The 20,504-nt window shown below is 71.2% G+C and carries 16 protein-coding genes, 1 tRNA gene and 1 other RNA gene; 5 read left to right on the top strand and 13 right to left on the bottom strand.

Annotation, left to right across the window (positions count from 1 at the left end; all coding sequences use genetic code 11):
- Positions 1-28: 28 nt before the first annotated feature.
- Positions 29-1,711, bottom strand: coding sequence for an ABC transporter substrate-binding protein (locus tag RM788_RS26380; protein ID WP_315934456.1), 1,683 nt, complete (start codon positions 1,709-1,711; stop codon positions 29-31).
- Positions 1,712-1,942: 231 nt separating this feature from the next.
- Here RM788_RS26380 and RM788_RS26375 point away from each other — a divergent pair, with 231 nt between their 5' ends.
- On the top strand, positions 1,943-5,197 hold the full coding sequence (locus tag RM788_RS26375; RefSeq protein WP_315934455.1) for an AfsR/SARP family transcriptional regulator: 3,255 nt from the start codon (positions 1,943-1,945) through the stop codon (positions 5,195-5,197).
- Between the two features lie 224 nt (positions 5,198-5,421).
- Here the strand turns inward: RM788_RS26375 and RM788_RS26370 are convergent, their stop codons facing one another.
- The 3 genes from RM788_RS26370 to RM788_RS26360 are packed head-to-tail and all read right to left on the bottom strand — an operon-like array spanning position 5,422 to position 6,891.
- Positions 5,422-5,928, bottom strand: a complete 507-nt coding sequence (locus RM788_RS26370; protein ID WP_315934454.1) for a uridine kinase family protein — start codon at positions 5,926-5,928, stop codon at positions 5,422-5,424.
- 7 nt (positions 5,929-5,935) lie between these two features.
- Entirely contained in the window at positions 5,936-6,544 is a 609-nt protein-coding gene (gene recR / locus RM788_RS26365; protein WP_315934453.1) for a recombination mediator RecR, read from the bottom strand.
- Entirely contained in the window at positions 6,544-6,891 is a 348-nt protein-coding gene (locus RM788_RS26360; RefSeq protein WP_315934452.1) for a YbaB/EbfC family nucleoid-associated protein, read from the bottom strand. The genes recR and RM788_RS26360 overlap by 1 nt, the downstream gene beginning before the upstream one ends.
- A gap of 70 nt (positions 6,892-6,961) precedes the next feature.
- Here RM788_RS26360 and RM788_RS26355 point away from each other — a divergent pair, with 70 nt between their 5' ends.
- Positions 6,962-7,780, top strand: a complete 819-nt coding sequence (locus tag RM788_RS26355; RefSeq protein ID WP_315934451.1) for an N-acetylmuramoyl-L-alanine amidase — start codon at positions 6,962-6,964, stop codon at positions 7,778-7,780.
- On the opposite strand, the gene RM788_RS26350 is transcribed toward RM788_RS26355, so the two are convergent.
- From RM788_RS26350 to ffs, 6 genes are all read right to left on the bottom strand, one after another.
- Entirely contained in the window at positions 7,777-8,436 is a 660-nt protein-coding gene (locus tag RM788_RS26350; protein WP_315934450.1) for a response regulator transcription factor, read from the bottom strand. The two genes, RM788_RS26355 and RM788_RS26350, sit on opposite strands and share 4 nt — an antisense overlap.
- A complete protein-coding gene (locus tag RM788_RS26345) occupies positions 8,433-9,599 on the bottom strand; it encodes a sensor histidine kinase (protein WP_315934765.1) in 1,167 nt (388 codons plus the stop codon). Before RM788_RS26345 ends, RM788_RS26350 begins: the two co-directional genes overlap by 4 nt.
- 28 nt (positions 9,600-9,627) lie before the next feature.
- Positions 9,628-10,461 (bottom strand): ABC transporter permease, encoded by an 834-nt coding sequence (locus tag RM788_RS26340; RefSeq protein ID WP_315934449.1) that lies wholly within the window; start codon positions 10,459-10,461, stop codon positions 9,628-9,630.
- On the bottom strand, positions 10,461-11,387 hold the full coding sequence (locus RM788_RS26335; RefSeq protein ID WP_315934448.1) for an ABC transporter ATP-binding protein: 927 nt from the start codon (positions 11,385-11,387) through the stop codon (positions 10,461-10,463). The genes RM788_RS26340 and RM788_RS26335 overlap by 1 nt, the downstream gene beginning before the upstream one ends.
- 125 nt (positions 11,388-11,512) lie before the next feature.
- Positions 11,513-13,549: a DNA polymerase III subunit gamma and tau gene (locus RM788_RS26330; protein ID WP_315934447.1), complete on the bottom strand. Its 2,037-nt coding sequence runs from the start codon at positions 13,547-13,549 to the stop codon at positions 11,513-11,515.
- Positions 13,550-13,620: 71 nt separating this feature from the next.
- Positions 13,621-13,717: signal recognition particle sRNA small type (gene ffs, locus RM788_RS26325), an RNA gene on the bottom strand.
- An 82-nt stretch (positions 13,718-13,799) separates the two neighbouring features.
- On the opposite strand from ffs, the gene RM788_RS26320 reads away from it, so the two are divergent.
- A tRNA-Ser gene (locus RM788_RS26320) sits at positions 13,800-13,884 on the top strand.
- Between the two features lie 160 nt (positions 13,885-14,044).
- Here RM788_RS26320 and RM788_RS26315 read toward each other — a convergent pair.
- Positions 14,045-14,719, bottom strand: coding sequence for a hypothetical protein (locus tag RM788_RS26315; RefSeq protein WP_315934446.1), 675 nt, complete (start codon positions 14,717-14,719; stop codon positions 14,045-14,047).
- Between the two features lie 96 nt (positions 14,720-14,815).
- Here RM788_RS26315 and RM788_RS26310 point away from each other — a divergent pair, with 96 nt between their 5' ends.
- The gene (locus RM788_RS26310; protein ID WP_315934445.1) at positions 14,816-15,469 is read left to right on the top strand and encodes a GOLPH3/VPS74 family protein; all 654 of its coding nucleotides are present in this window, start codon (positions 14,816-14,818) and stop codon (positions 15,467-15,469) included.
- A gap of 51 nt (positions 15,470-15,520) precedes the next feature.
- Here the strand turns inward: RM788_RS26310 and RM788_RS26305 are convergent, their stop codons facing one another.
- Positions 15,521-17,998: a DUF8508 domain-containing protein gene (locus RM788_RS26305; RefSeq protein WP_315934444.1), complete on the bottom strand. Its 2,478-nt coding sequence runs from the start codon at positions 17,996-17,998 to the stop codon at positions 15,521-15,523.
- Between the two features lie 393 nt (positions 17,999-18,391).
- Between RM788_RS26305 and RM788_RS26300 the strand changes: the two genes are divergently transcribed.
- Positions 18,392-19,501, top strand: a complete 1,110-nt coding sequence (locus RM788_RS26300) for a cytochrome P450 family protein (RefSeq protein ID WP_315934443.1) — start codon at positions 18,392-18,394, stop codon at positions 19,499-19,501.
- On the opposite strand, the gene RM788_RS26295 is transcribed toward RM788_RS26300, so the two are convergent.
- Positions 19,498-20,430, bottom strand: coding sequence for an alpha/beta fold hydrolase (locus RM788_RS26295; protein ID WP_315934442.1), 933 nt, complete (start codon positions 20,428-20,430; stop codon positions 19,498-19,500). The two genes, RM788_RS26300 and RM788_RS26295, sit on opposite strands and share 4 nt — an antisense overlap.
- Positions 20,431-20,504: the final 74 nt, after the last annotated feature.

Here is a 20,504-nt window from a genome sequence, read left to right as displayed (position 1 = left end):
ACCCCGTTGTTCTCTTTAGTGGGCTGGATCAGCCCTTGCTGGCCGGACCGAACTTCTCGTCGGTGAGCGGACTGGGCGTGATGCCCTTGACGTCCGACTTGACGACCAGTGCGGGCGGGGAGTGCGAGATCGGGATCGCGGGCAGGTACTCGGACATGATCTGCTTGTTGAGCCCCTCGTACAGCTTGAGGCGCGCGTCGCGGTCCGGGGTGGCGTCGGCCTTCTTCAGGTCGGCCGCGAGGGTGGCGCCCCACGGGGACTTGCCGGTGCTGAAGCGGTTCTCCGGGTTGCCGAAGAACGTGCCGATCCAGTTGTCGGCGCTACCGGTGTCGCCGGTCCAGCCGAGCAGGAAGACGTCCGGCACGTGCTGGTCGACGTCGGTGAGGTAACCGCCGTTCCACGGCTTGGTGATGGCCTCGACCTTGATGCCGGCCTTCTCCAGGTCACCGGAGATGGCGCCGAAGATGTCCTTCGGGCTGGGCATGTACGGGCGGGTGACCTCGCTGGGCCAGTAGAACTTCAGCGTCAGGTCGGACGCGCCCGCCTCGGCGAGCAGCGACTTGGCCTTGTCGACGTTGTACTCGTACTTCGTGACGTCCTTGGCGTAGCCGCCGACGGTCTCCGGGATGAACTCGTCCGCGACCTTCGCGCCCTCGGGGAGCTGCGACTTGACCAGCTGCTCGCGGTTGATCGCGTAGGCCAGCGCCTGGCGGACCTTGAGGTCCTGGAGCTTCGGGTTCCCGGCCTGGTTGATGCCGAAGTACATGACGTTGAACGCGGGCCGGATCTGGACGTTGAAGCCGTCCTTCTTCAGGCCTTCCCAGTCGGCCGCGGCGGGGAAGTCGTACCCGTCGATGTCACCGGACTTGAGCGCCTGCTTGCGGGCGGTCTCGTCGGGGATGATGCGGAAGACGACCTTGTCGAGCTTCGCCTTCTCGCCCCAGTAGTCGTCGTTGCGGACGAGCTCGATCGTGTTGTTCGCCTTGTCGTACGAGCCGAACTTGAACGGGCCCGTACCGGTGGGGTGGTCCGTGGCGTAGGCGGGGAAGGTGAACGAGTCACCCTGCGCCTGCACGTTGTCGGCGTCGTACTGCTTCAGCGCCGTCGGGCTCTGCATGGAGAACGAGGGCAGGCCCAGGATGTCCGGGAACTTCGACGTCGAGCTGGTCAGCACGACGTCGGCGGTGTTGGCGTCCTTCGCGCTGCACGACTTGTACAGGGAGGGCTTCGCACCGTCGGCGAACCCGCCGAAGTTGTCCACGTAGTACTGGGACACGGCGTCGGAGGTGCCCGCGCCCTTCTGGTTGTACCAGCGGTCGAAGTTCGCGCACACGGCCTCGGCGTTGAACGGCGTGCCGTCGTGGAACTTGACGTTCTGGCGCAGCTTGAAGGTCCACGTCAGACCGTCCGCGCTCGGCGACCAGCTCTCCGCGAGTTCGGGAGCGGGCTCGGCGGTACCCGGCTTGAACGTGGTCAGCCCGTTGAACATCTGGCGGGCGACGCGGAACGTCTCGCCGTCCGTCGCGTAGAACGGGTCGAACAGCTTGGGCGCGCCGGCGGCCCCGAACGTGAAGGTGCCACCTACTTTGCCGGCTCCGGTGCTGTCGGTCTCGCGGTCAGACTGCGCGCAGGCGGACAAGGCGAGCGCAGAGACGCTGACCAGGCCGATCGCGGCCAGCCAGCGCCTCCGAGCCGTTCGGGATCGAAGCATCAAACACCCCTTGGTGAATCCGACAATCTCACGGTGTGGTCGCCGACCCTAACCGGTGCAAGTTGCCCTTCCGGAACCGCAGAGGTCACGATACGGCCACGCGAGGGGCCATTGTGGTACGTCCGGCGCATGTCCGCTGACCCAACGTGACCACGGACGATCGGGTGAGCGCTCTCCTAGGCTGTACAACAGGAGATGTTCGTTCGATCACTGGCGCGGAGGAGGTCGCGGATGGGCTCGCAGCTCGAGTTCCGCCTCCTCGGGCCGCTGCAGGTGGTGATCGACGGTGAACCGATCCCGGTGCGCGCCGGGCGGCAGCGGTCGCTGCTGGTGTCGCTGCTGCTGAAAGCGGGCTCCGCCGTCTCGGTGGACGAGCTGGTCGAACACGTCTGGGGCACCGATCCGCCCGCCCGCGCGCGCGGCACGCTCCAGACCTACGTGATGCGGTTGCGGCAGGTCCTCGGCCCGCAGGTGCCGATCCGGACGGTGCCCGACGGCTACCTGATCGACGTGGACGAGAAGACCCTCGACGTCGTCCGGTTCGGCGGCCTGGTCGAGCAGGGCGAGCAGGAGCGGGCGCTCGGCAACCTGAACGCGGCGTCGGGCCTGTTCACCACCGCGCTGGCGCTGTGGCGCGGCGCGGCGCTGCTCGACGTGCCGTCGGAGGCACTGCACCGCGACGAGGTGCCGCGGCTGGGCGAGCGCAGGCTGCACGTGGTCGAACGCCGCGTCGAGGTCGACCTCGACCTCGGCAGGCACGCCGACCTGGTGCCGGAGCTGTACCGGCTGACCGCCGAGCACTCGCTGCGCGAACGGCTGTGGGCGCAGCTCATGCTGGCGCTCTACCGCTCGGGCAGGCAGGCCGACGCGCTCGCCGCCTACCACCGCGTCCGCGACCAGCTGGCCGAGGAACTCGGCATCGACCCCGGTGACGAGCTGCGCCGCGTGCACCAGCAGGTGCTGGTGGGCGCGCCCGAGCTGGAACTGGCGAAGTCGGCGTCGCCGCTGGCCAAGCGGGACCGGGTCGTGCCAGCCCAGCTGCCCGCCGACATCGGCGACTTCGTCGGCCGCGCGCAGGCCGTGGTGCTGGTGGAGGCGCTGCTGCGGACCGCGCAGGGGGTGCCCGTGGTGACGCTGGCGGGCCCGCCGGGGGTCGGCAAGACGGCGCTGGCCGTGCACGCGGCGCACAAGATGCGCGCGAACTTCCCCGACGGGCAGCTGTACGTGAACCTGCGCGGGTACGCCGCGGGCGCGCCGCTGAGCGCGATGGACGTGCTCCCCCGGTTCCTGCGGGCCTTGGGCGTCGCGCCGGAGGCCGTGCCGCTCGACCAGGACGAGCAGGAGGCGATGTTCCGGTCGCGGATGACCGACCAGCGGATCCTCGTGCTGCTGGACAACGCGGCCAACGCCGAGCAGATCCGCCCGCTGCTGCCCGGCTCGCCCGGCTGCGCGGTGCTCGTGACCAGCCGCGACACCCTGCGCGGCCTGGCGGTCAGCCACGCCGCCAGCAACGTGCGGCTCGACGTGCTCGACGACCACGAGGCCAGGTCGCTGCTGGCGGGAATGCTCGGCGAGGACGTCGTCGACAGCCAGGACGCCGCCGCCGAGGAGCTCGCCGCGCTGTGCGCGCACCTGCCGCTCGCGCTGCGGATCGCCTCGGCGAACCTGCTCAGCCGCCCCGAGGTCACGATCGCCTCGTACGTGGAGGAGCTGCGGGCCGGCAACCGGCTGGCCGCGCTGACCGTCGAGGGCGACGAGCGCGCGGCCGTGCACGCCGCGTTCGACCTCTCCTACGCGGCGCTCAAGCCGGAGCTGGCGCAGCTGTTCCGGCTGCTCAGCATCGCGCCCGGCACCGACATGACGGCCGACGTGGCGGCCGCGCTCGGCGGCCTGACCACGCAGGACGCCCGAAGACGGCTGGACAGGCTCGCCACCGCGAACCTCGTCGACAACCACGCGCCCGGCCGCTACCAGTTCCACGACCTGCTGCGCGACTACGCCGCCGAGCGGCTCGCGTTCGAGGACGGCGCCGCCGCGAGCGCGCAGGCGTTCCGGCGGCTGATCGACTGGGCGATCCGCTCGGTCGACAACGCCACAGACGCGTTGAAGAACACGCTGATGCGGTTGCCGCGCACCGCCTCCCAGCCCGGCGTCACCCCGCAGACGTTCATCGCCCCGGACGACGCCCTGGCCTGGCTCGACGCCGAACGCGCCAACCTCGTCGCGCTGGTCGTGGACGCCGCCGACCGCGACCCGAACGCCGACTGCTGGCAGCTCGCCGACGCCCTGCGGCGCTACTTCTACGTGCAGGGCCTGCCGGTGGAGTGGCTGGCGACCGCCAAGGCGGGGCTGGCGGTGGCGCAGGACATCCGCGACGAGATCGGCGAGGTCGCCATGCTCTCCTCGCTCGGCACCCTCTACTGGGGCATCGGCCAGCACCGGGTCGCCGTCGACTACTACCGGCGCACGTTCCCGATCCAGCAGCGCGGCGTCACCGCGCCGGCCGCCGAGGCCGCCGTGCTGTCCAACCTGGGCAGCGTCTACATAGACCTCGGGGAGCTGGAGCAGGCCGCTCACCACCTGGAACGCGCGCTCGCGATCACCCGCGAGATCGGGGCTCCGCAGCAGGAGGGGATCGCGCAGCTCAACCTGGGCGGGGTGTACCTGCTGCTGGGGCAGCTCGATCGGGCGGTGGACTCGTTCGAGGGGTCGTTGGAGGTGGGCACCCGGCTGGACGCGTGGATGACGCAGGCGAACAGCTACCGGGCGCTCGGGGAGGTCCACCTGCTCCAGGGGTACCCGGATCGGGCGGCTGAGCTGTTCGAACGCGCTGGGGTGTTGTACGGGCAGGCTGCCGCGCGGGGGTTCGCGAACCTGCCGCACGAGGGGTTGGCGCAGGCGCACACGATGCGCGGGTGGTGCGCGGAGGCGGTGGCCGAGGCTCGGCAGGCGTTGGCGACGGCTGAGGAGTCGGGGAACCTCAAAGGGGTGTGCGACGCGCGGAACGTGCTCGGGGAGGCGTTGAGCGGGTTGGAGTCGCACGTCGAGGCGCTGCGGCAGCACACGGAGGCGTTGAGGATCGCGGAGGAGACGAGTTACCCGTGGGGGATCTGCGCGGCCCGGAAGGGGATGGCGCAGGCGCACCGGTTGGCGCACCGGTCGGAGGAGGCGATGGTGTCGGCGTCGTTGGCGTTCGACAGCACCTGCGCTTATGGGCTGCGGATCGCGGAGGTCGATGTGGTGGTGCTGCTGGGGAGGCTGCACCTGGACGCCGGGGAGCGGGGGGAGGCGTTGGAGTTGGCGCGGAGGGCGGTGGAGTTGAGCGGGGTGACAGGGCAGCGGTTGGCGCACGCGCGGGCGTTGCAGCTGGTGGGGGATGCGGAGGGGGACGCTGAGGGGGCTTCCGGGCGGTGGAGGGAGGCGTTGGAGTTGTTCGCGGAGATCGGGGCTCCGGAGGCGCTTTCGTTGCGGAGTTTGTTGGGGTAGGTGGGGGGTGGCTTTGGCTTGGGTTGTGGTTGGGGTGCCTCCAACCCGCTCGCCGAGTGTTCTAGACTTGACGGAGCTTGTCAAGACGATGAGGCTGTCTTGACAAGCTCCGTCAAGCCCAGAGATGGCTTCGGATCGGGTCGGGGGGTAGGTCTGGCTACGCCAGCATCGGCTGCGCCGACAAGGCCTGGCTCTGGATTTGGCAGCCGTGGTCCTGGGTGGATCTAAATGATGCGGTCGGCTCTTGAGCGGGTGTTGTCCACTGCGAACCAGCCGCGTTCCCACTGCTGCCAGTTGACGAATTCCTGGCGGTGTTGTTGGCCGTCGCGCGCGACGGCGCGTTCCAGGCGCTCTGCCTCGGTTGGTCCGTCCAGCCAGAACGCGTAGCTGAGCCGGGGTGCGATCGATCGGCGTGCGGATGACACCCCTTCGAGGATCAGCACATCGGTCGGCTCGATCGTGATCCACCTACCGGGTTTGGGCAGGCCGTCCGTCCAGTCCAGACGTTGGTAGCGGCCGGTTTCGCCGCGTGCCAACGGGTCCAGCACGCCGTCGACCAAGCGCGGCCACCACGCCACCGGGTCGTCCCAGGTGGCGAAGTGGTCCGTCTTGATCATCGGCGCGTTCAGTTCCAAGGCCAGCGCGCGGGCCAAAGTGGACTTGCCGGATCCGGCCGGCCCGTCTACGGCGACCACTCTGGTCTTCCCCAGCCGGGCCGGCGCGGCGAGCACCTGATCCCTAAACAACCCGCCTGCCGGACATCGCGCGACCCAGGGTGAGTTCGTCCGCGAACTCGAGGTCGCCGCCCATCGGCAGGCCGGACGCGAGGCGCGTGACGGTCAGGCCGGGGAAGTCGCGGAGCATGCGGATGAGGTAGGTCGCGGTCGCTTCGCCCTCGGTGTTCGGGTCGGTGGCGATGATGATCTCCGCCACGTCCTTGCCGTCGGTCTGGTTGCCGATCCGCTGCAACAGCTGGCGGATCCGCAACTGGTCGGGGCCGACGCCGGACAGCGGATCCAGGGCTCCGCCCAGTACGTGGTACCGGCCCTTGAACTCGCGGGTGCGCTCGACCGCGAGCACGTCCTTCGGTTCCTCGACCACGCAGATCAGCGTCACGTCGCGCCTGGTGTCACGGCAGATCCGGCAGGTCGTCTCGGCCGAGACGTTGCCGCAGACGTCGCAGAACACGACGCCCTCCTTGACCTTCTGGAGGGCGTCCTGCAACCGCCCGATGTCGACCGGTTCGGCCGCCAGCAGGTGGAAGGCGATGCGCTGCGCGCTCTTGGGCCCGACGCCCGGCAACCGGCCGAGTTCGTCGATCAAGTCCTGAACGGGACCTTCGTACATCAGCCGAGCAACCCGCCAAGACCGCCGAGGTCACCCATGCCGCCCATGCCACCGGCGAGTGGGCCCATCTTCTGGGCGGCGAGTTCCTGTGCGGCGCGGTTGGCGTCGCGGACCGCTGCGACCACGAGGTCGGCCAGGGTCTCGGTGTCCTCGGGGTCGACCGCCTTCGGGTCGATGTCGAGGCTCTTCAGCTCGCCTGCGCCGGAGACGACGGCGGTCACGAGGCCGCCGCCCGCCGTGCCCGTGACCTCGGCTTCGGCGAGTTCCTCCTGCGCGGTGACGAGCTGCTGCTGCATCTGCTGCGCCTGCTGGAGGATCTGCTGCATGTTGGGCTGACCGGGTTGCACCGCGGTTCCTCTCGTCGGATTTGCCACCGCCCCCGAGCGTAGTCGCGTCCGGTCTGGCACCGTGTGCGGCGTGCGCGGGTGGACGGCTGTGGCGGTGATCGGACTCGTGCTGGCGGGCTGCGGCACCGGGGCCCCCGTCGCCACGCGCACCCCGCTGCTGGACCCGATCCCCTCGGTCGCCTTCCCCGTCAGCTCCCCCGCGCCGACCACCACGACCCCCTCCCCCGCACCATCGCGGGAAGAGGTCGTGGTCGTGCTGAACCCCGGCCACAACGGCGGCAACGCGGCCGCTCCCGAGGAGATCGGCGCGCAGGTCCCGGCGGGTGGCGGGCAGGTGAAGGCGTGCGACACCACCGGCACCGAGACCAACGCGGGCTACCCCGAGCACGCGTTCAACTGGGACGTGGCGCAACGGGTGCGGGCCGCCCTGACGGCCAAGGACGTCACCGTCGTGCTGACCCGCGACAACGACACCGGCGTCGGGCCGTGCGTGGACGTGCGGACGGACATCGGCAACCGCGCGAACGCGGCGGCGGTCGTGTCGATCCACGCCGACGGCTCGGAGGCGGCCGGGGCCAACGGCTTCCACGTCGCCTACCCGGATCCCGCGCTCAACGAGGCGCAGGGCGAACCTTCGCTCAAGCTCGCGACGGTGCTGCGCGACGGCATGGCGCGGGCGGGGTTCTCCCCCGCCAACTACATCGGCAGCGACGGCCTGGACGGGCGTGACGACCTGGCCGGACTGAGCCTGTCCGAGCGGCCCGCGGTGTTCGTCGAGTGCGGCAACATGCGCGACGCCACCGAAGCCGCCGTGCTCAGCAGCGAGAACGGCAAGCAGCGGTACGCCGACGCCATCGCGGCCTCGATCCTGGCCTACGTCGCGCGCTAGAGCTGGACCAAGCCCGTTTGGTACGCGATCACCACGAGCTGGGCGCGGTCGCGGGCCTGGAGCTTCATCATCGCCCGGTTGACGTGGGTCTTCGCGGTGAGCGGCGAGACGAACAGGCGGGAGGCGATGTCGTCGTTCGACAGGCCGTTCGCGACCAGGGCGACCACCTCGCGTTCGCGCTGGGTCAGCACGGTCAGGCGTTCCGGGGTGGCGGCGTTCGTCGTGGGCTGGGACAGGAACTGGCTGATCAGCGACTGCGTGGCCTTCGGGGACAGCAGCGCGTCGCCCTCGGCGACGGTGCGGATCGCGGCCAGCAGCTCGGCCGGTTCGACGCCCTTGCCGAGGAAGCCGCTGGCACCGGCCCGGATCGCCTTGGCGACGTAGTCGTCGATCTCGAACGTGGTCAGGATGAGCACCTTCACGCCGACGAGGTCCTCGTCGGCGCTGATCCGCCGGGTCGCCTCCAGGCCGTCGAGTTCGGGCATCCGGATGTCCATCAGGACCACGTCGGCGCGGGTGCTGCGGACCAGTTCCAGCGCTTGCAGGCCGTTGGTCGCCTCCCCCACCACCTCCAGGTCGGGCGCGGAGTCGATGAGGACGCGGAACCCGGCGCGGATGAGCGCCTGGTCGTCGGCTAGCAGGACGCGGATCGTCATGGCTTCTTCCCGAGCTGGAGGGGCAGGGTGGCGAGGACGCGGAACCGGTCGTCCCCGTCGATCCCGGTCCGGATGGTGCCGCCGACCGCGCCCGCCCGTTCCCGCATGCCGACGAGGCCGAGGCCGGTGCCGCCGTCGCGCGGTTGGCCGCCGAGCGCGTTGGTGATCTCCAGGATGATCTCGGACGCCGTGTAGACCACCGAGAGGCGCGCCGTGCCGGTGCCGTACCGGTGCGCGTTGGTCAGCGCCTCCTGCACCACCCGGTAGGCGACCAGGTCGACGGTGGCGGGCAGGTCGCGGACCTCGCCGGTCAACGTCGAGCGCAGGTCGAGGCCGGACGCGCGGAACGCGTCCACCAACGAGTCCAGCTGCGCCATGCCGGGCGCGGGTTCGGTTGGGGTGTTCGACTCCTCCGGCCTGCGCAGCACGCCGAGCAGGCCGCCCAGCTCGTCCAGGACGGCCCGGCTGGACCGGCGGACGTGGCCGAGCGCCTCGGCGGCGGCCTCGGGCTGCGAGGTGATCAGGTGGCCCGCCACCCCGGCCTGCACGTTGATCACCGCGATGTGGTGCGCGACCACGTCGTGCAGCTCGCGGGCGATGTGCAGCCGCTCCTCGGCGACCCGGCGGCGGGCCTCCTCCTCGCGGGTCCGCTCGGCTCGCACGGCGCGTTCCTCGATGGCCGCGATGAACGCCCGGCGGCTGCGGACCGCGTCGCCGATCGCCGCCGCCATGCCGATCCAGGCGAACCGGGCGAAGCTCTCCTTGGTGAAACCGGGCGCGGGGGTCAGCAGCAGCACCACGAGCACGAGGAACACCACCATGGGCACCGCCGAGCTGAGCGCGGTCCACCGGTCGGTGCGGACGGCCAGCGTGTACGTCGCGATCACCACCGGGAGCAGGAACGGCTCCAGTTCGAAGCCGAACACCACCGCCGGGACCACGCCGACCGCGGTCACGACCAGCGTCCCCAACGGCCACCTGCGGCGCACCGCCAACACCGCGAACACCAGCGCCAGCAGGACGAGCGACATGGGCGGCTTGGGCTGCGCCACCATCCAGGGAGGCCCGTGCGACGAGGCGCTGGGCAGGTACAGGACGACGGCGAAGAGGGCGTCCACGACGACCGGGTGCCGTCGCGCCAGTGCGCGGGACCTCGACAACATCGTGGACACCCCCGAAGCCTAGGTCGTGTTACGCGTCGCGGCGGCGCAGCAGCACCGCGGCGACGATCAGCGGCACGACCACCCAGGCGGCGAACACGAGCACGCCTGCGGTGGTGCCCAGCCCGTCGGCCGGGGGCACGACGCTGGTGAACGAACCGCTCGCGTTGGAGGGCAGGAACTTCAGCACGTCGTCGCGCCACGAGGTCGGCAGCAGCAGCTGGCCGAGTCCGGGTGCGAGGAACACGAGGCCGAAGAGCGTGGAGAGGGCGCCCGCGGTGCTGCGCGTGATCGAGCCGAGCGCGACGCCGATCACCGCGATGCCGGTCAGGGCGGCGGCGGAGCCGACGATCGCCATGAGCACGCCGGGGTCGCCGAGCGCGGCGGTCGGCAGGTCGGCGCCGCCCATGATCGCCTGGCCGCCGAGGAAGGCGGAGAGCGCGATCACCAGCATGGTCGGGAAGACCGTGCCGATGACGACGGCGACCTTGGCCGCGAGCACCGGCAGCCGGGTGGGCACACCGGTCAGCGTGGACCGGATCATGCCGGTGGAGTACTCGCTCGACACGACCATCACGCCCAGCACGCCGATGATCAGCTGCGCGATGTTGACGCCTGCCAGCGAGATCGCCGTGGGGTCGACGAGGTCGCGCGGTCCGGGCCCGTTGCCGCCGCCGGTCCTCGTGGAGGCGAAGATCAGGCCCGCGCTGAGCATCGCGAACGCGGCCCCCAGCAGCGTCATCGAGCTGGACCGGACGCTCCGCAGTTTCACCCACTCGCTGCGCAGCACGCCGGTGAAGCGCAGGCGCGGTTCGGGTTCGGCGCTCATGCGCGCCACCGGTCGTTCCATGGTCGTGGTGCTCATCAGGCTGCCTTCCCGAACGACGTGGTGGTGCCGCCGTGGTACTCGACGGACTCCTCGGTCAACTCCATGTAGGCCTCCTCCAGCGACGCGCGCTGGGGAGTCAGCTCGTACAGCGGGATCCCGGCGGCCATGGCGCGCAGCGCGATGTCCTCCGTGGTCAGGCCGATGACGTCGAGCACGCCGCCGCCGACCGAGCTGATCTTCACGCCGTCGCCGTTGAGCAGGCGGACCAGGTCGTTCGCCCGCGGGCTCCGGACGTGCACGCCGCGGGTCGCGGAGGCGATGAGGTCGGCGACCGACACGTCGGCGATGAGCTTCCCGCGGCCGACCACGATCAGGTGCTCGGCGGTCAGCGCCATCTCGCTCATCAGGTGCGACGAGATGAAGACGGTGCGGCCCTCGGCGGCCAGTCCCTTGAGGAGGGTGCGGATCCACTTGATGCCGTCCGGGTCGAGGCCGTTGACCGGCTCGTCCAGCATGACGGTGTGCGGGTCGCCCAGCAGCGCGACGGCGATCCCGAGCCGCTGGCCCATGCCGAGCGAGAAGTTGCCCGCCCGACGCCGCGCGACCTCGGTGAGACCGACCAGCTCCAGCACGTCGTCCACCCGCCTGGCGGTGATGCCGTGCGTGGCGCCGATCGCCAGCAGGTGGTCGCGGGCGGAGCGGCCGGGGTGCACCGCGCGGGCCTCCAGCAGGACCCCGATCTCCCGCAGCGGCGCCTTGTGCTGGGCGTAGACCTTGCCGTTGACCTTGGCGGTGCCGGAGGTCGGCGTGTCCAGGCCGACGAGCATCCGCATGGTGGTCGACTTGCCCGCCCCGTTCGGACCGAGGAAACCGGTCACCGTGCCGGGCTCGACGGTGAAGGTGAGCCCGTCGACCGCGGTCTTGGCCCCGTACCGCTTGGTGAGGTTCGCTACCTCGATCATCGCTGCTCCTGGGGGATCGCCGGTGGTTCCCCAAGAGTGGTCCGATGACGGCCCAAGATCGTCGTACTGCCGCAGACACCTCGGCGTACCGCGACCGCGGTACACCCCTCAACCCGTGGGACTACTCAGCGCTTCGCGCGCTCCGTCTTCAGGGGACGGGCTCCCAGCTCGTCCGCCAGCAGTTGCAGCACAGCGGCCTCGGGGTCCTGGCGCGGGGCGTCGGGGTCGGTCGGCAGCGACGCCTCGGCGAGCATCTCCTCCTCGTCCACCGGCTCCGGTGGGAGGGGGGGTTCGTCGAGGTCCGGGGGCTCCGGAGGCGGCGGGACGTCGTCGGCGGGCGGGCGGCCCGACGACTGGCGCTGCGGCGGCTGGACGGCCGCGGCCTTGCCCGCCTGGCTCGGCCGGGTCGGCGCGGGCTTGGCGGCCTTCGTCTTCTCCGGGCGCACGGGACCACCGGCCGCCGGGTCGCCGTGCACGACGGTGACCTGCCACGAACCGCTCAGGACCGTGCCGAACGCCTGCGTGAGCGCACCGACAGCGCGGGCGTCGGTCAGCCTGCCCGCGACCGGGGCCGACGGGTGCGAGATGACGACCGAGGTGCCGTCGACGTCCGTCACCATCGCGTTGGCGAGCATCGCCGCCGTGACGGTGTTGACCGCCCGCACCGCCGTGACCAGCTCGGCCCACCGGCGGCGGACCGCGGCGACGTCGAGGCCGCCGCCCGCTGCCACCGGTTCCGGCTCGGGTTCTGGCTCGACGGGTTCGGGACTCGGGGCCTCGACGGCCGGACGGCTCGGCGGCACGACCGCGGGACGCGCGGCCACCGGCTCCTCGGGGGCGGGTTCCGGCTCGGCGGCGCGCTGGGACGGGCGTTGGAAGGCGGGCTTCCCGTTCACGGGCGCCGGGGGCGCGGCGACGGGGGCCTGCGCCGGGGCTGCCGCCGCGACGGCCTGCACGACCGGGGCGGCGGCCTGGGCTGCCGGGGCGACCGCGGCCGCCGGGGCCGGACCGCGCTTCTCCAGCTGCTCGACGCGTTGCAGCACAGCGGCTTCGGTGGAACTCGCGGCGGGCAGCAGCATCCGCGCGCAGACCAGCTCCAGCACGAGCCGGGCCGCGGTGGCGCCGCGCATGTCGACCAGTCCGGTGTGCACGATCTCGGCGAACCTGGTCAGCGTCGCCGGGCCGATCCTCCTGGCCTGCGCCACCATCCGGACCAGCTCGTCCTCGGGCGCCGACACCAGCCCCCGGTCGGCCGCGTCCGGCACCGCGCACAGCAGCACCAGGTCGCGCAGCCGCTCCAGCAGGTCGGAGGCGAACCGGCGCGGGTCGTGGCCCGCCTCGACGAGCCGGTCGATCGTGCCGAACACCGCGGCGCCGTCGCCGTCGCCGAGGCCGTCGACCGCGTCGTCGATCAGCGCCACGTCGGTGACCCCGAGCAGCGCCGTGGCGCCCTCGTACGTCACGCCCTCCGGACCGGCGCCGGACAGCAGCTGGTCGAGCACCGACTGCGTGTCGCGCGCCGAACCACCGCCCGCGCGGATGACCAGCGGGAACACCGCCGGGGCCACGGTCACGCCCTCGGCCGCGCAGTTGCGCTCCAGCAGCGCGCGCATCGAGCCGGGCGGGATCAGCCGGAACGGGTAGTGGTGCGTGCGCGACCGGATCGTCGGCAGCACCTTGTCCGGTTCGGTGGTCGCGAAGATGAAGATCAGGTGCTCCGGCGGCTCCTCCACGATCTTCAGCAGGGCGTTGAAGCCCTGCGTCGTGACCATGTGCGCCTCGTCGACGATGAACACCCGGTACTTGGCCTCGGCCGGGGCGTAGAACGCCTTGTCCCGCAGCTCGCGGGCATCGTCCACACCACCGTGGCTGGCCGCGTCGAGCTCCACCACGTCGACCGTGCCGGACCCGTTCGGCGCCAACCCGACGCACGAGTTGCACTCGCCGCACGGATCGGGCGTCGGACCCTTCGCGCAGTTCAGCGAGCGGGCCAGGATCCGAGCACTGGACGTCTTGCCGCAACCGCGCGGCCCGGAGAACAGGTACGCGTGGTTGATCCGGCCCGTTCCGAGCGCGATGCGCAGCGGATCGGTGACGTGCTCCTGCCCGACCACCTCGGCGAAGGTGGCCGGTCGGTACTTGCGGTATAGGGCGAGCGCCACGGTTCGAGACCCTACCGGTGAGGTACGACAGTCCTGGACGCACTGGGAGCGAACCCGCTCCACCAGGGCAAAAAAAGGGGACCCCGTGCACCTACCAGAGCCCGCTTATCCTTGCTGCCTTCCGGCCCTGGGGAGATTCGCGAGATGAGTACCGCACGAGGTCCGGCTCAAGTGTAACCGGAACCCGTTCACCCCCGCCGCGCCGACCCCGTTTTGGTTCGGGCCGCGGGGGTCCGCTAGGCTGGACCACGGAGGATTCGCATAGTGGCCTAGTGCGCACGACTGGAAATCGTGTTGGGTTAACCCCCTCACGGGTTCAAATCCCGTATCCTCCGCAGGTCAGCGCCCCGGACAAGCTCGACGTCCGGGGCGCTGCTGCGTTCGGGTCTCCTTGCGCGGCAACGGTTTCCAGTTCTTCCCGACCATCAAGGCGTCGTACCGGTCAAGGTGGGAGGTTCGGGGAAGGACCACCGGGCGCCACCGCGTCCGGGCTCGCTATCCCTTGCGGCACAACGCGTACCGCTCCAGGTAGTCGCGCTCGGCGGGCTCCGGTTCGCGGCTGCCCTCGACCAGCACGTCCCAGAGCCGGTTCTCGACCCGGAACCGGTAGGCGAACTGCTCGAAGGACGGCGCGCACCAGGACACCTCGGCGGCCAGTTCCGCCGCGGTCAGCTCGGGCTGCGGCTCCCAGTCGTCGTCCTCGAGCGGGTGGTCCAGGTACCAGGCCAGCTCGTGGGAGTGCACGACGAAGGCGTCCTGGCCCGGACGGAGGTAGAGGTACCAGATGACGCAGTCCTGCTGGTCGCGCAGGAAGCGCACGAGGTACGCGCCCTCCTCGAAGGGGCTCGGCATGAGACCGGAGAGGTTGCTCCAGCAGCAGGACGCCTCGACCAGCGCGCCGCGGGTCTTCGAGTGGGTCTCGAAGGTCACGAAATCCGCCGGGAGCACGACCCCCGCGGCCGCGGCGGCCCGTTCGAGGTCCCGGAGCGCGGCGGTGCGCTGGTCGTCCACGACCTCGCCGAGGTCGCCGAACCACTCGTACGAGCCGGTGAACGGCAGGTCGTCCAACGACGGGACGCTGTCGTACGGGAAGCGCCCGTAGGTGTCCTCGCACGGGCGGTGCTCGCCCAGCGCGGACGCGGCCCACACGGCGGTGAATTCCACGGTCATCAGCGGATTCTGGCCGAGAACGCCGGTCGCGGGGGCGGGTTCGACGCATCCCGGTTCGAGGTTCGGGGAGCCGTGGTCTGCGCTAGCGTCGAAACCATGCCTACTCTCGCCGAGGACCTGCTGCTGCTCCTGCTGGACGACGACTCCGGCAAGTTGATCACCGACGGCACCTCCGCCGACCACGCGCTCGCCGGCGCGGTGCTGGTCGACCTGGTCACCGCCGGACGCGTCGCGGAGGAGGGCGGGAAGCTGCACGTGATGGACACCGCCGCGCTCGACGAGCCGGTGCTGGAGGCGGGCTTGGCGCGGTTGGCGGAGAAGGCGCCCGCCAAGCCGCAGCGGGCCGTCGAGGTGCTGACGAAGAACGTGCGCGAGACCGTTCTGGAGGCGCTCGCCGGGCGCGGGCTCATCAAGCAGGAGAAGGACAAGGTGCTGGGGCTGTTCCCGCGCAAGACGTGGCCCGCCGTCGACTCGGCGCACGAGGACTCGGTGCGGGCGGAGCTGACGGCGGCGCTCGTGGGCGGCAGGCAGCCGGGTGAACGCGCCGGAACGCTGATCGCGCTGCTGCACGCCATCGGCGTCGTGCCGAAGGTCGTGGAGGGCGACAAGAAGGCGCTCAAGGAGCGGGCCAAGGAGATCAGCGAGGGCGACTGGGCGGGCACGGCCGTGAAGAAGGCCGTGCAGGCCATCCAGGCCGCCGTCACGACCGCCGTCGTGGTGGCCACCACCGCGACCTACAGCGGCTCCTGAGAACGCGGAACGGGGCCCGCCGAAGCGGGCCCCGTCCGGTGGCGCGTCCGGTCAGACCTGGTGGAAGTGCTCCAGCAGGTCCTCGACGAGGAACACGACCTCGTCGACGATGGCGCTGCCCGTGCTGGGCCGCACCTTCACGACCTGAGGGTCGTGGTCGCTGGCCTGGTCGGCGAACTCGGCGTTGATGTGCACCACGTCGTAGTTGAACCGCTTGACGTTCTTGCTCAGGAAGATGTGGTCCAGGACCTGCGCGTTGCCCTCGAACACGTAGCTGTAGCGCTCGGCGGGCGGCAGGGTGCCGATGAGGTCGACGACGGCTCCGCCGGCGGTCAGCTTCTGCACCGCGGGGGAGAACTGGTAGTCGTTGATGTCGCCGGCGAGCACGACGTTCGCGCCCTTGTCGACGGCCTGCACCTGGTCCACGAACGTGCGCAGCGACGTGGCCTGCGCCAGCCGCTGCACCTCGGAGCTGCGGGCGGGCGGCTGGAAGCGGCCGTGCATCGCCTGGTCGCCGCCCTTGGAGTTGAAGTGGTTGGCGACCACGAACACGGTGCGGCCGCGGAAGGTGAACTGGCCCGCGAGCGGCTTGCGGCTGCTCGCCCACGCCGGGTTCGCCGGGTCGACGCGACCGGGCGAGACCGACAGCGCGGCCCGGCCCTTGTCCTTCACGACGGCGACCGGGGTGGTCGCGTCGCCGCCGGGCTTGTCCACGAAGGACACCCGCGCGGGGTTGAACAGGAACGCGACCCGGATGTTGCCGCCCGGCTCACCGCCGTCGGTCTTGTTGCCGGGGTCGATGGACCGCGACTGGTAGCGCGGACCGCCCGCGGCGGCGATGGCGTCGACGAACTTCGCCAGCGTCACGTCGGCCGCGACCGTGCCGTCGTCCGTGGCGCCGTTGTTGTCCTGGATCTCCTCCAGCACCACGACGTCCGGGCTCTTGAGGTTGGTCACGACCGCGCCCGCGAGCCGGTCGAACTTGGCCTGCGGGTTGGTCGGCGCCAGGTTCTCCACGTTGTAGGTGGCCACGGACAGCTCGCTCTGCCGCTGGCCGCCGGTCACCTCCGGCTTGATGCCGCCGGACGCGTAGGTGCCGAGCGAGTTGACCGCCAGCGTGTAGCCGCCGAAGTTGGTGTACTCCAGCGCGCCCACCGTCGCGCCCTTGAGGACGTCGCCGGTGTTCGCCGTGGGCAGCGCCGCGCTGCCCGCCTTGATCTTCAGCCGACCGCTGTTGGGCTGGTCGTAGCCGGTGTACACGGTGCCGCCGCGGACCGCCGGGTTCTGCTGGGGCTTGGTGGTGATCCAGCCCTCGCCGAACTCGTTGGTCGGACCGGTGAAGCGGACGTCGCTGACCTGGATCAGCTGGCCTTCACGGGCCTCCAGGAAGTCGAGCGCGTACTTGGCGGGGTCGAGCGGGATGGTCTCGATGGTCGCGCCGCCCGCGTCCGGGGCGTAGGCCTCGGGGATGGACGTCGCGGTGACCACCTCGGCCGCGGGGACCGGGTTGCCCTGCGACACCACGGAGATCCTCGTGGGCGTGGCGATCTCGGTCAGGGTCTGGTTGGTGCCGGTGTCGCCGCCGGGCCGGTACTCGGCCACGGTGCCGCTGACCAGCACGGAGTCGCCCGGCACGACGGTGAACGGGACGGCGTTGGTGTAGACGAAGACGCCTTCGCTGGTGCGCGCGTCGGCGTCGACCTGGGTGTCCTGGATCCAGAAGCCGCGGTCGCCGGAGGTGCGGGTGCCGGTGACGATGCCGGGCACGCCCGCGACCTGCTGGCCGAGCAGCGGCGACACCCGGCCGGAGCCCTGGATGTCGTGGACGCGCTTGTCACCGGGCACGGGATCGGGGTCCGGGTCGGGATCGGGGGTGCCGCCGCCGGGCGCTTGGCCCTTGCTGTTGACCGGCGTCGGGGCTCCGACGGTGAAGTCGGCGGCGTTGTCGTCGGTGTCGGCCAGCGCCGCGCCGCGGGCGGCCGACGTCGTGTTGGCAGGCGTGGCGGTGGCCGTGCCCTCGCGGACGACGGTGGCGGAGCCGTAGCCGACCAGGTCCTTCACGCGGGTGTCCGCGGCGCAGTCGGCGGCGGTCTTGCAGGTCAGCGCTGCGGTACCGGACACGAGCGCGACCGTGCCACCGCCCGCGGCCATCGCGATCGTGCCGGTGGCGTCGGACGTCGGCAGCTCGATCGTGCCGCCGGTCCCCTTCGCCTCGGCGACCAGGAAGCGCGCGCCCGCAGCGATCGAGCCCGCCAGCGGGGTGAGCTGCCACGTGCTGGCCGCGCTGGCGCTCGCGGGCAGGTACTGCACGCTCCAGCCGTCGACGGAGACCGGCGCGGCGCCCTTGTTGGCGAGTTCGACGAAGTCCTGGGTGAGCGTCGCGCCGGAGTTGCCCCCACCGCCGTACACCTCGGCGATGAGCGCGTCCGGGCTCGGCGCGGCGTTCGCGGTCACCGGCAGCGCCATGGCCAGCGTCACGGCGGTGGCGGCGGTGACCGCCAGTCCGACGCGGGGCAGGGGTGGTCTCAAAACGTCCTCCGGATGTTGGCGGGTCCGCAGATCCTCCCCGTATCGAGTGAACGACGGAAGGTGCAGTAACTAACGGTTAACCCGCCGATCGGGAGGTTGACATCTTCGGTAACGAACAGCCCACACGCGTGGATAGGTATGGTCACCTCACGCTTCGCGGTCCGTGTCGCAACCAAAAGGTGACAGGATCACTCGAACGTGTGTTCGAAGATGCGCTAGGCTGATCTCGAGGGTGCGAGCCGGTGGCCCTCCCAGCGCCGGCACCACACAGCGGATCAAGCACGAGGCGCCTGCGACCTGACGAGGTCGCAGGCGCCTCGTGCTGTGTGCACCCGTAATGGACCTATCGCCCGCCTCCCGATCGCAGGACCATCGGGTGCCGGGGGGATGCGGATGTTCTTCAGCGAGCGGTACTACGCCGACCCGCACCCGGTGCTCGCCCGCTCGCGGGCGAAGGCGCCGGTGGAGCGGATCACCGATCCCGGCGGCCGGGAGATCTGGATCGTCACCGGGTACGCCGAGGCGCGCGCCGCGCTGGCCGACCAGCGCCTGCGCAAGCGCTTCACACCGTCCGACCAGCCGCCGCTGTTCCACATGCTCAACAGCGACGGCGCCGACCACGCACGCCTGCGCAAGCCGTTGAGCAGCACGTTCACCGCTCGACGGGTCGAGGAGCTGCGGGCGGGGATCGAGGCGGTCACCGACCGGCTGCTGGACTCGATGACCGGCGAGGTAGACGTGGTCGCCGACCTCGCGCTGCCGCTGCCGTTCCTGGTGATCTGCGACCTGCTCGGCGTTCCCGAGGCCGACCGCGCGGAACTCAGGGCGTGGGGCGCGGTGCTGTCGACCGACAGCCACGACGACGAGTTCGAGGCCGCGTCCCGCGAGATGACCGCGTACTTCGGCAGGCTGGTCGAGGCCAAGCGGACCACGCCCGCCGACGACCTGCTGGGCGCCCTGGTCCACTCCGGGCTCGACGACGCCGAACTGGTGTCCACCGCGCTGCTGGTGCTGACCGCCGGGTACGAGACGACGGTGAACCTCATCTCCACCGGGGTGCTGGTGCTGCTGCGCCATCCGGAGGAACTGGCGGCACTGCGGGCGGACCGCTCCCGGCTGCCCGGCGCCGTGGAGGAGTTCCTGCGCTTCGACGGCCCGCTCGTCACCGCCACCCCGCGGTTCACCGCCGAACCCGTGGAGATCGGCGGCGTGCCGATCCCCGAACGCCAGGTGGTGCTCGTCTCACTGGCCGCCGCCGACCGCGACCCCGCCCGCTTCGACCGCCCCGACGCGTTCGACCCGACCAGGCCGGGCGGCCACCTGGCGTTCGGCCACGGCGCCCACTTCTGCCTCGGCGCCCCGCTGGCCAGGCTGGAGGGCGAGATCGCGTTCGGCAAGCTGCTGGACCGCTTCCCCACGTGGGAACTCGCCGCGGACGTGCTGCGCTACCAGCACTCGCCGCTGTTCCGCGGCCTGCGCTCGTTACCAGTGCGGTTGGGCTAGCGGACGGCCTTCAGGACGTCGTCGATCGCCGTGGTGATGACCTCCGGGCGTTCGGTGACGATGTTCTCGTGCGAGGTCCCCTCGGCGACCACGTGCTTCCGGTTCGGCCCCGCCTGCGCGAACGCGGCCTGCGCGTCCCTCCACAGCCCCGCCGCTTCGGGGCTGTCGACGAACGGGGTCTCGCCCGAGACGATCACGGTCACCGGCACGTCCTTCGGCCAAGTCGCCTGGTGGAAGGCGCGGTGGACGGGGGCGTAGTCGACCAGCACGGCGAGCAGCTGGCGGTTGTTCTTGGTCGACGCCTGCGCCATCAGGGCCTTCCGCTGCTCCTCGATGAGCGGTTCGAACGCCGCCAGCATCCCGTCGGAGAAGAAGTCGGGCACGTTCGCGTCGACGAGGACCGCACCGGACACCCAGCCGGGGTTCTTGTTCACGAAGGTGGTGGCGACCTCACCCGCGATCGAGTGCGACACCAGCACGACGTCCTTGGTCACCCCCAGCTCCTTGAGCCCGGCCTCCAGGTCCGACACCGCGTTCTCCACCTTGAACGGCCCCGACACCTCGTCGCTCTCCCCCTCGCCCGCCCGGTCGTAGGTGATCACCTTCGACCCGGTGGCCTTCGCCAACCGCGGCGCCAGGTCCTTCCAGTACGACGAACTCAGGCCACCGCCCGCGTCCAGGACCAGCGCGGGCAGCTTGCCGTCCACGACGTGGAAGACCAGCTCGTGCTCGGCGTTCACCACCTTGCGCGTCTGGAACTCGACGGGCGCGGCCGCGCTCGTCGGCGCGGACGTGCTGCTGGACGACGGGCCGGACGACGGGCTGCTCGCGGCGGTCGGCGTGGCGCAGGCCGTGAGCGAGGCGGCCAGGAGCAGCGCGGAGGCGAGCGCGATCGCCTTGCGGCGCAGGGGAACCGGGTTTTTGACCATGGGGAAAACCTAGGAAAACCATGCCGCGCAATCGATCCGGCCAGCCGCCCAAGCATTCCTGGGGCCAACCCACC

The organism is Umezawaea sp. Da 62-37 (assembly GCF_032460545.1).
Classification (GTDB): domain Bacteria; phylum Actinomycetota; class Actinomycetes; order Mycobacteriales; family Pseudonocardiaceae; genus Umezawaea.
This window is presented reverse-complemented; position numbering and strand designations above follow the sequence as displayed.